At 71.4% G+C, this 12,462-nt stretch carries 12 protein-coding genes; 6 read left to right on the top strand and 6 right to left on the bottom strand.

Features of this window, described 5'->3' with window-relative positions; genetic code table 11:
* Window positions 1-52: 52 nt before the first annotated feature.
* Together QNA09_RS14540 and nudC are read left to right on the top strand one after the other, a co-directional pair.
* A complete protein-coding gene (locus QNA09_RS14540) occupies window positions 53-1,120 on the top strand; it encodes a TrkA family potassium uptake protein (RefSeq protein WP_010594695.1) in 1,068 nt (355 codons plus the stop codon).
* 26 nt (window positions 1,121-1,146) lie between these two features.
* Complete coding sequence (gene nudC, locus QNA09_RS14535) at window positions 1,147-2,049, top strand: NAD(+) diphosphatase (RefSeq protein ID WP_017679544.1); 903 nt, start codon at window positions 1,147-1,149, stop codon at window positions 2,047-2,049.
* 5 nt (window positions 2,050-2,054) lie between these two features.
* On the opposite strand, the gene QNA09_RS14530 is transcribed toward nudC, so the two are convergent.
* Window positions 2,055-2,666 (bottom strand): TetR/AcrR family transcriptional regulator, encoded by a 612-nt coding sequence (locus tag QNA09_RS14530; RefSeq protein ID WP_017679543.1) that lies wholly within the window; start codon window positions 2,664-2,666, stop codon window positions 2,055-2,057.
* Window positions 2,667-2,771: 105 nt separating this feature from the next.
* Here QNA09_RS14530 and QNA09_RS14525 point away from each other — a divergent pair, with 105 nt between their 5' ends.
* The gene (locus tag QNA09_RS14525; RefSeq protein ID WP_308071961.1) at window positions 2,772-3,701 is read left to right on the top strand and encodes an SDR family NAD(P)-dependent oxidoreductase; all 930 of its coding nucleotides are present in this window, start codon (window positions 2,772-2,774) and stop codon (window positions 3,699-3,701) included.
* Here the strand turns inward: QNA09_RS14525 and QNA09_RS14520 are convergent.
* Window positions 3,679-3,933, bottom strand: a complete 255-nt coding sequence (locus QNA09_RS14520; RefSeq protein WP_026137488.1) for a mycoredoxin — start codon at window positions 3,931-3,933, stop codon at window positions 3,679-3,681. The genes QNA09_RS14525 and QNA09_RS14520 overlap by 23 nt on opposite strands.
* A 114-nt stretch (window positions 3,934-4,047) precedes the next feature.
* Between QNA09_RS14520 and QNA09_RS14515 the strand changes: the two genes are divergently transcribed.
* The gene (locus QNA09_RS14515) at window positions 4,048-6,180 is read left to right on the top strand and encodes an ATP-dependent DNA helicase UvrD2 (RefSeq protein ID WP_308071960.1); all 2,133 of its coding nucleotides are present in this window, start codon (window positions 4,048-4,050) and stop codon (window positions 6,178-6,180) included.
* A 385-nt stretch (window positions 6,181-6,565) separates the two neighbouring features.
* Window positions 6,566-6,844: a WhiB family transcriptional regulator gene (locus QNA09_RS14510; RefSeq protein ID WP_010594688.1), complete on the top strand. Its 279-nt coding sequence runs from the start codon at window positions 6,566-6,568 to the stop codon at window positions 6,842-6,844.
* A 16-nt stretch (window positions 6,845-6,860) separates the two neighbouring features.
* On the opposite strand, the gene QNA09_RS14505 is transcribed toward QNA09_RS14510, so the two are convergent.
* The 3 genes from QNA09_RS14505 to QNA09_RS14495 all read right to left on the bottom strand — a co-directional run bounded on the left by QNA09_RS14505 (window position 6,861) and on the right by QNA09_RS14495 (window position 10,679).
* Window positions 6,861-8,192, bottom strand: coding sequence for an AarF/ABC1/UbiB kinase family protein (locus QNA09_RS14505; protein ID WP_010594687.1), 1,332 nt, complete (start codon window positions 8,190-8,192; stop codon window positions 6,861-6,863).
* Between the two features lie 47 nt (window positions 8,193-8,239).
* Window positions 8,240-9,088, bottom strand: a complete 849-nt coding sequence (locus QNA09_RS14500; protein ID WP_010594686.1) for a hypothetical protein — start codon at window positions 9,086-9,088, stop codon at window positions 8,240-8,242.
* A gap of 94 nt (window positions 9,089-9,182) precedes the next feature.
* Entirely contained in the window at window positions 9,183-10,679 is a 1,497-nt protein-coding gene (locus QNA09_RS14495) for a zinc-dependent metalloprotease (protein WP_119699874.1), read from the bottom strand.
* Window positions 10,680-10,767: 88 nt separating this feature from the next.
* On the opposite strand from QNA09_RS14495, the gene QNA09_RS14490 reads away from it, so the two are divergent.
* Window positions 10,768-11,793: a PDZ domain-containing protein gene (locus QNA09_RS14490; protein ID WP_017680863.1), complete on the top strand. Its 1,026-nt coding sequence runs from the start codon at window positions 10,768-10,770 to the stop codon at window positions 11,791-11,793.
* Window positions 11,794-11,807: 14 nt separating this feature from the next.
* Here the strand turns inward: QNA09_RS14490 and QNA09_RS14485 are convergent, their stop codons facing one another.
* Window positions 11,808-12,413 carry a PPA1309 family protein gene (locus QNA09_RS14485; RefSeq protein WP_010594682.1) on the bottom strand — a complete coding sequence of 202 codons (606 nt, stop codon included), beginning with the start codon at window positions 12,411-12,413 and terminating at the stop codon, window positions 11,808-11,810.
* Between the last annotated feature and the right edge of the window lie 49 nt (window positions 12,414-12,462).

Below are 12,462 nucleotides of genomic sequence, written 5' to 3'. Positions count from 1 at the left end.
AGAACGTCGGTGACCGTGTCGCCGGAGCAGAGAACACCGCGGGAGTGCCGCCATGCCGGGTAGGTTACGCGGCCGCTTCAGCCGTTCCGACGTGCTCACCGAGCGCCCGGACTTCGCGCTGGTGGGCATCCTGCGGGTGCCGCAGTTGCAGACGAGTCCGAGCCGGGCCATCACCCGTCGCGTCGGATATGCGGTGGCGGCATTGATGTTCGCCGTGCTGGTGGTCTACCTGGACCGGGACGGCTATCGCGACGCCCAGGGTGACCCGCTGTCGCTGCTGGACTGCATCTACTATGCAACCGTCTCGCTGTCGACCACCGGGTACGGCGACATCACCCCGTTCACCCCCGAGGCGAGACTGATCAATGTCCTGGTCGTCACGCCGCTCCGGATTTTCTTCCTCATCGTCCTGGTCGGTACGACGCTCTCGGCGCTGACCGAGAGTTCGCGCCAGGCGTTCAAGATTCAGCGTTGGAGGCGCCGCGTGCGTAATCACACCGTCGTCGTCGGATACGGCACCAAGGGCCGCACCGCGGTGGATGCGATGCTGGGCGACGGGGTTCCGCCCTCGGAGATCGTCGTCGTCGACACGGATCCGGTGGTGCTCGAAACCGCCGCGGGACAGGGCCTGGTGACCGTGCAGGGTTCGGCGACGAAATCGGATGTGCTGCGCCTGGCCGGGGTTCAGCACGCAGCAGCGATCATCGTCGCCGCCAACCGGGACGACACCGCGGTGCTCGTCACGCTCAGCGCGCGCGAGATCGCTCCGAGGGCAAAGATCGTCGCGGCCATCCGCGAATCGGAGAACACGCATCTGCTGCGCCAATCCGGCGCGGACTCGGTGGTCATCTCGTCGGAGACCGCGGGCCGGTTGCTCGGCATCGCCACCACGACCCCGAGCGTCGTGGAGATGATCGAGGATCTGCTCACCCCGGAGGCGGGATTCGCGATCGCCGAACGGGACGTCGAGCCGAACGAAGTGGGCGGCTCGCCCCGGCACCTGTCCGACATCGTGCTCGGCGTCGTGCGCGACGGTCGCCTGCTGCGCGTGGGGTCCCCCGAGGTCGACGCCGTGGAGGCGGACGACAAGCTGCTCTACATCCGGCGGGTGTCGGGCTGAGCCCGCGCCGCCGCTAGGGTGCAGGCGTGAGCCGTTTCCAGCTGTCCGACACCCCCCTGCTCTCCCGCGCGGTCGTCGACCGCGCCGAGGAGCTGCGGGGCGACGCCGCGGCCCTGCACGACGGTTGGTCGCAGGCCCTTCTGCTACGGGTCGATCGTCACGGGCAGGTGCCGGTGGACGGCGACGCACTGGTGTTCGCCGCGGCGGTGGAGCTGGGACCCGAGCCGGTTCCGGGCGCGGTGTTCCTCGGTGTGCGCGGCGACCGGCACGTGTGGGCGATCCGGGTGCTCGCGCAGACCGGAACGGTCGCCGATCTGCGCCGGGTGGGGGAGCGGCTCGACGACGCCGACGCGGGTCTGATGGTGACCGCGGTGGCCCTGCTCAACTGGCACGACAGCGCGGGTTTCAGTTCGCTGGACGGAGCGCCGACCGAGCCGACCCTGTCCGGCTGGTCGAGGATCAGTACCAGCACCGGTCACGAGGAGTTCCCGCGGACCGACCCGGCGATCATCTGTCTCGTGCACGACGGCGCGGACCGGGTCCTGCTGGCGCGACAGCCGGTGTGGCCGGAGCGACGGTTCTCCGTGCTCGCCGGGTTCGTCGAGGCGGGGGAGTCGCTCGAGTCCTGCGTCGTGCGGGAGATCCGCGAGGAGGTCGGCGTCGACGTGCGCGAAGTGCGATATCTCGGTAGCCAGCCGTGGCCGTTCCCGCGCTCGGTGATGATCGGGTTCTCGGCCGTCGCCGATCCGGACCGTCCGCTGGCCTTCCTCGACGGCGAGATCGCCGAGGCCCGCTGGTTCACCCGCGACGAGGTGCGGGCCGCGCTGGCGCTCGGAGACTGGGCCTCCCCGGCCGACGCCCCGTTGTTGCTGCCCGGATCGATCTCGATCGCTCGGGGCATGCTGGAGGGCTGGGTCCGGGGGAGCTGAACCGGTCAGGACCGGGGCCACAGCAGACCGGTGAGCACGGTCTCGACGAGGTGATCGGTGTACTCGTAGGTCAGCGGACCGGAGCGCAGCAGCCAGCGCTGGGCGACGGGGGCGAAGAGGGTGTCGACGACGGCGTCGAGATCCACTTCGGGGGACAGCTGACCCTGTCGCTGCGCCGCGCACAGCCGCTCCTTCTTCAACCGCCGCGTCGGCTCGTCGAGGCGACGGGAGTATTCGGCGGCCAGGGACTCGTCCTCGAGGACGGCGACGGTCAGCGCGCGCAACGGCCGTTCGAACCGGGGATCGTTCAGTTCGTCGACGGTGGCGCGCAGCACCGCCTTGATGTCGGCGACGAGATCGCCCGTGTTCGGTAGGCCCTGCGGGTCCTCCGGTTCGCCGCCCACGTTTGCGTCGAGGTAGGCGTCGAGCAGCACCGATCCCTTCGACGGCCACCACCGGTAGATGGTTTGTTTCCCGACGCCGGCTCGGGCAGCGATCGCCTCGATGCTCGACTTGCCGTAGCCCACCTCACCGACCAACTCCACCGCGGCGGTCAGGATCGCTGTCCGGGCGGCGTCGCTGCGGCGGGTGATTCTCGGAGGCATGGAACACAGCATAGGCCAAACCGAGACGAGACGGACCGTCTTGACTGAGAGGGGCGGTGGTCCCATACTGGCACGGCGAGACGATCCGTCTCGTCTAGTATTCGAGGAGGTGCCGACATGGTCGAGCAGCGGATATGGCTGGTCACGGGGGCGAGCCGCGGGCTGGGCCGAGCGTTCACCCGGGAGGCGCTCGCCGCGGGAGACCGGGTGGCCGCCCTCGCCCGCACCGCGACCGCAGCGCCCGAGTACCGGGACGACGAGCGGGTGCTCACCGTCGACGTCGACGTGACCGACCGGTCGGCGGTGTTCGCGGCGGTCGAGCGGGTCGTCGACCACTTCGGGCGCCTCGATGTCGTCGTCAACAACGCCGGGACGATGTGGACCGGCTTCGTCGAGGAGTTCACAGAGGAGCAGGCACGCGCCCAGATGGAGACCAACTTCTTCGGAGCGCTGTGGGTCACGCAGGCGGTGTTGCCGGCGCTGCGCCGACGCCCACCAGGCCGGCTGCTGCAGATCTCCAGTGTTGCGGGGATCGCGGCATTTCCGACCACCGGGTTGTACAGCGCGAGCAAGTTCGCACTGGAGGGACTGAGCGAGGCGGTCGCTGCGGAGGCCGCACACTTCGGGGTCGCCGTGACGATCGTCGAACCCGGCGGATACTGGACGGACCTGTACAAGGACATGCCCGCCACTGCGCCGCTCGACGACTATGCGGCGCTGCGCGCCGAGCTGGCGGCGACGTCGGACGCCGACGGCGTCGACAGCGAGCCGGCGCTCGCCGCGGCTGCGGTCCGGGCCGCTCGCCGCGGCTGCGGTCCGGGCAGTCGTGGACAGCGACGATCCACCGAGACGGTTGATCCTCGGCAGCGTCGTCTACGACGCCGCGGTCGGACTCGCGCAGGACCGCATCCGGGACTGGGCGGCATGGGAGAAGGTCAGCCGGGCGGCCGAACATGCCGTGCCGGCCCCGCCGGGATACACCACCTGAGGTCCTCGGTGCCCCCGGCGGATGCGGTGCCGTCCGCTAGAGGCCGAGCGCCTGCTTGACCGCGGACAGCGGGGGATTGGTCGCGGTGCTGCCGTCGGCGAACTGCACGGTGGGAACGACGTGGTTTCCGTTGTTGACGCTGCCGACGAACTCGGCGGCCGACGGGTCGGCTTCGATGTCGATCTCGGCGTAGCCGATGCCGTGCTCGTCGAGCTGGCGCTTGAGGCGACGGCAGTAGCCGCACCAGTCGGTGGTGTAGAGCGTCAGGGCGGGAGCGTCGGTCGTAGTCACGGTGCGCACAACAACCACCGTCTGTCCGCTGTTCCGTCCTGCGGTCAAATGTGTTCTCCGCCACAGTCGGTGTGGGCCGGATGCCTGTCACCCCGTCCTGCCATGATGGAGCCCATGCGCGCAGAGACATCGGTGGAGGGACTCGATCCCCAGCAGGCCGCGGCGGTCCTCGCGCCGCGGGGCCCGGTGTGTGTCCTCGCCGGCGCAGGTACCGGAAAGACCCGGACCATCACCCGCCGCATCGCGCACCTGGTGTCCCACGGACACGTCGCGGCGGGCCAGGTCCTCGCTGTCACGTTCACCGCGCGCGCCGCCGGAGAGATGCGCGGCCGCCTGCGCGAACTCGGCGTGGGCGGTACGGGTCCGCAGGTGCAGGCGCGCACCTTCCATGCCGCCGCGCTGCGGCAGCTGCGTTACTTCTGGCCGCAGGTGGTCGGCGACACGCCGTGGCAGCTGCTCGACCGCAAGTTCGCGGTCGTCTCCCAGGCCGCGCACCGGGCCGGGTTCGCCACCGACACGGACACCGTGCGCGACCTGCTCTCGGAGATCGAGTGGGCGAAAGGATCGCTCGTCGCGCCGGAGGACTATCCGGCCGTGGTGGCCCGCGCCCGGCGTGAGCCCCCCGCCGACGCCGCGCGGGTCGCTGCCGTCTACGCCGGCTACGAGTCGCTCAAGGTGCGCGACGACGGCATCTACCTCGACTTCGACGACCTGCTGCTGCACACGGCCGCCGCGCTCGAGGAGCACAGCGCCGTCGCCGAGGAGTTCCGCGACCGCTACCGCTGTTTCGTCGTCGACGAGTACCAGGACGTCACGCCCCTGCAGCAGCGGGTGCTCGACGCGTGGCTCGGCGACCGCGACGACCTCACCGTCGTCGGCGACGCGAACCAGACGATCTACTCGTTCACCGGTGCCACCCCGCAGTACCTGCTCGACTTCTCCCGCCGGTTCCCGGACGCGACGGTGGTCCGGCTCGAACGTGACTACCGGTCCACCCCGCAGGTCGTGGCCCTCGCCAACCAGGTCATCGGCGCGGCGCGCGGCCGCATCGCCGGGACCCGGCTCCAGCTCGTCGGCCAGCGCCCGCCCGGACCGGAGCCGGCGTTCGCCGAATACGACGACGAGCCCGCCGAGGCGCAGGCCGTCGCCAAGGCGATCGCCAAGCTGCTGGGTTCGGGGGTACCGGCCGCCGAGATCGCCGTGCTCTACCGCATCAACGCGCAGTCGGAGGCCTACGAACACGCGTTCACCGAAGCCGGTATCCCGTACCAGGTCCGCGGCGGCGAGGGCTTCTTCACCCGGGCGGAGGTGCGGCAAGCGGTCGGGGCGCTGCGGCAGGCGCAGGCCCGAGACGACCTGCCCGAGGGCGCCGATCGCGGCGCCGCCCTGGTCACGCTGGTGCGAGCGGTGCTCGCCCCGCTCGGGCTGAGCGAGACCGAACCTGCCGGTGCGCAGGCCCGCGAACGCTGGGAATCGCTGCGGGCGCTCGTGCAGCTCACCGAGGAACTCCTCGGGCACGAGCCCGACCTCGATCTCGACGGACTGTTGCGCGACCTCGCGGCGCGGGCGGAGGCACGGCACCCTCCGACGGTGCAGGGCGTGACACTCGCGTCGCTGCACGCGGCCAAGGGCCTGGAATGGGACGCGGTCTTCCTCGTCGGTCTCACCGACGGGACCCTGCCCATCGTGCACGTCGTCGGTGACAGTTCGACACCGCCCGACGAGGCAGGCATCGAGGAGGAGCGCCGGCTGCTGTATGTCGGCGTCACCCGGGCGCGCGTGCACCTGCACCTGTCGTGGGCGCTTTCGCGCACCGAGGGCGGTCGCCGGTCGCGGCGGCGATCACGGTTCCTGCACGGCCTGATCCCCGACGATTCGCCGGCCTCACGGATTGCGGCTCCCCCGTCGCCGAAGCGTAAGCGGCCGCAGTGCCGCGTGTGCGGCAAGCCCCTCATGGGATCGTCCGCGACCATGCTCGGACGCTGCGAGGGTTGCCCGTCGAACCTGGACGAATCGCTGCTGGTGGCATTGAAGGACTGGCGCCGGGAACGGTCCAAGGAGATGAAGGTCCCCGCCTACGTGGTGTTCAGCGACAACACGCTCATCGCCATCGCCGAGCAGCGGCCGGGCGACGACCGCGCCCTCGTCGCCATCCCCGGTATCGGGGCGAAGAAACTCGAGCAGTTCGGAGCGGACGTGCTCGCTGTCGTGCGTGGTGAACGCGCCTCCGACACCCTCGATCTCTAGCGGCTCCGCGGATGCGGCAAAACCGCAGGTAGAAAATGGGTTGTGCGATCGACGGCCGAGTTTCTAGGCTGGAGGTCGATGTCACGGGAAAGGCCCGTGCGCGGACGACGTCAGGAGGTGGCCCCAATGCTCGGCTTCGATGCAGCTGCAGTGGTGGTCGCCGTCCCCGTCGCCGGCGCCCCCGTCGCCGCCGGTGCGTGCACTCCGCGCGTCGCCCGCGTGCGAGCAGCCGCCCTTTCGTCCGTGTCCCGAAGCCACCGAGGTCAGCCCCGGTAATCTTCGATTCGCCTTCCGGCCACGGACACCGCCCAGCGGACCGTGGCCTTCTTCGTCTTCTGCCCGGTTCGCTCATCGCATCCGAAACCAGACAGAGGAGACATCCATCGTGCAAACCGCAACGCTCGACGTCGACCGAACGACGCGCGTGCGCGAGTTGCCCTGCCGCGGCGACGATCCGGACCTGTGGTTCGCCGAATCACCGACCGAGTTGGAGCGGGCCAAGGCGCTGTGCGGCCGGTGCCCGATTCGAGCCCACTGCCTCGCCGCGGCACTCGACCGGGCCGAGCCGTGGGGTGTGTGGGGCGGCGAGATCTTCGAACGGGGCGCCGTCGTCGCCCGCAAGCGCCCGCGGGGGCGTCCCCGCAAGGAACTGGTGTGCGCCTGACCGGGCTGCCGGGACGTCAGTCCACCGGGTCGGTGAAGCCCGGCAGCCACTCCGACAGGATCCGCATGTACGGCGCGTGCGCGTCCAGCTGAGCGCAGATGCCGACCGAGCCGAGGAGTACGCGGACGATGTTCGCGTACTCCGGCGGCAGGTTCAGAGCCCGCGCGGTCCGGAAGTTGGATCCGGAGAAGTCGGTGGCGGTGCCCGCCGCCTTCTGCAGCCACGCCCGGGTGAAGTGGAAGGACTCCGTGTGGATCGGGTCGGTGAACGGGCGCAGGTAGTCCGCGATCTCCTGCTCGGTGACCTCCCTGCCCGGCAGGACGAACCGGTTCTCGTAGAGCAGTGTGGTCAGCTCGTCGAAACGTTCCTCGAGGGCCAGCCGCACCATCCGGCCCAGCACCGGGGGCAACCCGTTCGGCATCGCGGCCGTGGCCCCGAAGTCGATGACGCCGAGCCGGCCGTCGTCGAGCAACATGAAATTGCCCGGATGGGGGTCGCAGTGCAGCAGGCCCACCTGTGCCGGGGAGGCGAAGTGGAACTCGGCGAGCAGCGCCCCCGCCCGGTTGCGCTGCTCGCGGGTACCCTCCGCGATGATCGTGGACAGCGGTGTCGCCGTGAGCCATTCGGTGACGAAGACCTTCGGGGAACTGGCGACCACCCGCGGCACGACGAACCGGGGATCGTCGCCGAACACTTTGGCGAAGGCCCGCTGATTGTCGGCCTCGATCCGGTAGTCGAGCTCCTCCTCGGTGCGCGCGGTCAGCTCGTCGAGCACCGCGCGCACGTCGGTGCCCGGCATCACCGTCGCGAACAGACCCGCGAACCGGGACAGGGTCCGCAGATCGGCGCGCAGCGCCTCGTCGGCGCCCGGGTACTGGACCTTCACCGCGACCTCGCGGCCGTCCGCCCACGTCGCCCGGTGGACCTGGCCGATGCTCGCCGACGCGGTGGGAACGTCGTCGAACGAGGCGAACCGTTCCCGCCAGCCGGCACCGAGCTGCTGATCGAGGACACGGTGGACCGTCTTGGCCGGCAGCGGCGGAGCAGCCGACTGCAGCTTCGTCAGCGCCTCCCGGTACGGTTCGGCGAACTCCTCCGGCACCGCGGCTTCCATCACGCTCAGCGCCTGGCCGACCTTCATGGCTCCGCCCTTGAGCTCACCGAGCACCGTGAACAGCTGTTCGGCAGCCTTCGCCGCGAGCTCGGCGTCGATCTCCTCGCGGTCCCCGCCGGCCAGACGCCGGCCGAACCCCACCGCGGCACGACCTGCGATCCCGAGGGGGATGCTGGCGAGCTTGGCGGTGCGGGAACTGCTTCTCCGGGGGATTTCGGCCACGCCCACCATCATGCCTGACGCCGTCCCCCCGGCGCGGGGCGCCGTGGGTCGACCCCGCGTCACGCCGGCGGGCCGGCGCACCCGCAATCCGGGTGCCGGTACCAGCGCCGCGACGCGAGCCGGTGACTGCGCAGGTCCACCTCGAGGGTCCGGTCCAGTGTCGCGGGCGCCACGGTCGTGAGAATCGCGTCGAGCTCGGCGAGGGCGAGAGCCGCGGTCGCCAGCACCACGGGGGGCTCCGCACAGCCGACGCGGTCGCACAGTTGAGCCGCGAGCTGCGGCCAGTGCGGGTCGAGGTCGGTGCGGGTGAGATCCGCGCAGCGCAGACAGCTCGTGCGCCCCGGGACGACGAACGGCCCGACGATGCCACGGCCGTCGCGCAGCAGCACGGTCAGGTGCGGCACGCGGTGCCGCATCAGCTCCCGGACGAGCCGGGGATCGGGGACCAGTGCGTCGGCGAGCAGCACGCACTGCACGTCCCATCGAGCGACGTCACTGTCGCCGGTGTAGGCGGCGGACCGGCTCAGCCGGGTGCCCGAGACCGTCAGTTGGGTGACCAGCGTATCCGCGAGGGGCCCGCGCCCGTGCACCCGCACCCGGGGAGCCACCGGTACGGTCCCGCCCGGGTCCCGGACCGCGCCGACGGTGGTCAACTCGTCGAGCAGGACGGTGACGGCATCGTCCGCCAGCCCGGCCTGCGCCGTGCGGGCCAGAATCTCCGCGCGCGACGAACGCCCGTCGAGCAGGCTCAGCACCGTCGACAGGGCGAATGCGTCGAGCCCTGCGCCGGGGGAGAGGACGGCGGCGGTATCGGGACCCCACCCGAGTTGGACCGAGCCGTCCGGGCGACGGAGCACTTCGAGGGCAGGATCGAGCGCAGGTCCGGGCTGGTGCATGGCCGTGGTCATGCCCGCCAGTCTGCGGCACCCCGGGCCGCGCCCCGGGTGCCCGAGGCCGGTTGTCCACAGGGGGAAACCGCGATCTACCAGCGTCGAAGCGCGCTCAGGCGGATTCGTCGGGATCGGTGGACTCGCCGGAGTCGCCCTTCTCCCGCTCGGCACGCTCGCGTGCCTCGGTCTCGCGCAGCTGTGCGATCGGATCGTCGAACGTGGTCGTTTCGCCGCCGAGGATCCGATCGAGGAAAGCGGCCGGGTTGTCCAGGTCCGACGAGTCCGGCAGCAGGTCCGGATGGGCCCACACCTTGTCCCGTGCCTCCGTCCCGGCATCGGCGGTGAGGCGGCGCCACAGGACGGCGGCCTCGCGCAGTTTCCGCGGCCGCAGCTCGAGACCGACGAGTGTGGCGAAGGTCTGCTCCGCGGGCCCACCGCTCGCACGGCGACGGCGCAGCGTCTCGCTCAACGCGGCCACCCCCGGCAACCGGTCGCCGAGGGCATCGGCGACCACGGTCTCCACCCAGCCCTCGACCAGGGCGAGCAACGTCTCGAGGCGCTCGAGGGCCTGCTTCTGCTCGGGAGTGGTCTGCGGCTCGAACGCCGCGCCCCTGAGCAGTTCCTCGATCTTCGACGGGTCCGTCAGCGCCGCGGGGTCGATGCCCTGCGCGAGGTCCTCGATCGCGGAGAAGTCCATCCGGATGCCGCGCGCGTAGTCCTCGACGGTGGACAGCAGGCGTGATCGCAGCCACGGCACGTGGCTGTAGAGCCGCTGGTGTGCCGCCTCACGCGCGGCCAGGAAGACGAGAACCTCCTGCGCCGGCTGCTCGAGCCCCTCACCGAAGGCATCGATCGCGGCGGGCATCAGCGCGGCGGTGCCCTCGGGCCCGAGGGGAAGACCGATGTCGGTCGAGGCCAGGACCTCCTTGGCCAGCTGTCCGAGGGCCTGGCCGAGCTGGGAGCCGAACGCCAGGCCACCCATCTGGGAGAACATCCCGAGCATCGGCCCGGCCATCGCCCGGGCCTCCTCCGGCAGGCCCTGGACCCACATGCCGTTGACCTGCTCGGCCACGGGATCGCACAGGCGCTTCCACGTTCCGAGCGTGTTGTCGAGCCAGTCCACGGGCGTCCACGCGACGGTGCGGGTCGCGCCGGCGGGCAACGTCGTCGCGCCGTCGAGCCACAGCTCTGCCAAGTGCGCGGCGTCGCGGACGGCGTCCGCGGACCCGGACGAGACGGGGGTCACGGAGCCGATCTGCTGGCGGGCGAGCTTGGCGGCCACCTCGTAGTTGACGGGTCCCGAACCACCGGACCCCATCGCGCTGCCCATGCCGCTGAGCATCTGCCCGAACTGCGTCAGCATCTGCCCGAGCGCCGCCGGGTCGAAGCCCTGCGCTCCGAACGGGTTGTCGCCACCGGCCCCGAACGGGGCACCGCCTGCGCCGGGCGCACCGAAACCGAAGGGAAAACCGCCGGGAGTGCCGCCCTGGGACCCGCCCCCTGCCGAGCCGGCACCCTCGGCACCGGATCCCTCGGCGCCGGAACCGGAATCCTTCCTGCGGTCCGGGTCGTCGTCGGGATTCGAGAATCCGAAAGGCGTGTCGCTCATGTCGTCAACGGTACAAGGCCCACCGCGCAGCGGTGGCCCCCGCGATCACGCTGACCGCGAACACCGCCGCTCCGGATACCCTGGCCGGGTGAATCGACGGCTCGTGACGATCCTGGCGGTGCTGTTCCCCGCGCTGCTGCTGGTGACGGTGGCGCTGAATGTGAAGGTGCCCTACGTGGCGCTCGGCCCCGGCCCGACGTTCGACACCCTCGGCGAGGTCGACGGCAAGGCGGTCGTCGCCATCGAGGGCACCGACACCGACCCGACCACCGGCGAGCTCGTGATGACCACGGTCGGTGTCAGTGACCGCCTGACCGTGGCGCAGGCCCTCGCGGCGTGGCTCGGCAGCCGGTACGGGATCGCCCCGCGCGAACAGATCTACCCACCCACCGCGACCCGGGAGCAGGTCAAGGAGGCGGACGCCGCCCAGTTCGAGCAGTCCGAACGCAGCGCAGAACTCGCCGCCCTGCATCATCTCGATCTGCCCGTCGTCCTGCGCGTCGCCCGGGTCGGCGAGTCCGGGCCGTCCGCCGGGGTGCTGCGCGAGGGCGACCGGCTCGTCAGCGTCGCGGGGGAGCCGGTGACCACCGCCGGCAGCGTGCAGCGCGCCGTCGCCGCCGTCGCCCCCGATACGCCGGTCGACATCGGGATCGTGCGGGACGGTGTCGAGCAGACCGTCGCGGTGACCGTGGGCGCCCGCCCCGACGATCCGGAGAAGGGTTTCCTCGGCATCAGCCCCGAGGAGGTGCCGGACGTGCCGTTCGACGTGACGTTCAACCTCGCCGACGTCGGCGGGCCGTCGGCAGGGCTGATCTTCAGCCTTGCGGTGGTCGACAAGCTCAGCCCCGGCGAGCTCAGCGGCGGCGCGGTCGTCGCGGGGACCGGGACCATCGATTCCGACGGGGCCGTCGGCCCGATCGGCGGCATCACCCACAAGCTCGTCGCGGCGTCGGAGGACGGCGCGACGGTGTTCCTCGTGCCCGCCGACAACTGCGCCGAGGCGCGCAGCGCTGCTCCCGACGGCATGCGGCTGGTCGAGGTCGAGACCCTCGAGGGCGCGATCGGTGCGCTCGGCTCGCTCGCCGGCGGGGGCGACGCGCCGAGCTGCGGGTAGACGCGGGACCGGCGCTAGTCGTCGCCCGGTTCGAGGGTCGCGTACAGCGCCGCCACCACGTTGGGGGCGAGGTTGTCGTAGGTTCGCAGCTCGATCCCGGCGAACGGGTCGTCCTCGTCGGTGGGCCGCAACTGCAGCAGCGACAGCGACGGGCCGTCCCGCAGCACCGCCGCGATCAGTCGCGCATCCCGCCGCTCCGGATGGCCGTGCGCCGCGACGCGGGCGGCCTCGTCGGCGGCGTGGGGATCCGCCAGCAGCGGGACCAGCGCGTCGTCCAGATCCGACTCCGCGCTCGGCGGCAGCACCACGATCTCCTGCACCAGGGCACAGCCGGCGACCGATTCGGGCCAGCTGGTGGTGGCGAGGAACTCGTCGAGGGCGGGGCTGCCGCCCTCGACGTCGTCCGGGAAGGCGTCCTGCTCCACCGGGGTGTACTCGTGGCCCGCGTCGAGCTGGTCGAGCAGCGTCGGTTCCGACGCCGCCAGCAGGGCCGTCGGCACCAGCGCGAACATCTGGGGTGGCTGCCCCCAGCCACCGGCGTCGACGAAGTCGACGATCTCACCGACGCACCGGCGCAGGGCGTCTTCGGACGGGACGGGATAACTGTCGCTCACGGACATATCCTTGCACCGTCGCCAGGTCTCGTCGCCGCCGCGGCGTGGTGGCCGC

This window comes from Rhodococcus sp. AH-ZY2 (assembly GCF_030916465.1).
Taxonomy (GTDB): Bacteria; Actinomycetota; Actinomycetes; order Mycobacteriales; family Mycobacteriaceae; genus Rhodococcus; species Rhodococcus ruber.
This window is presented reverse-complemented; position numbering and strand designations above follow the sequence as displayed.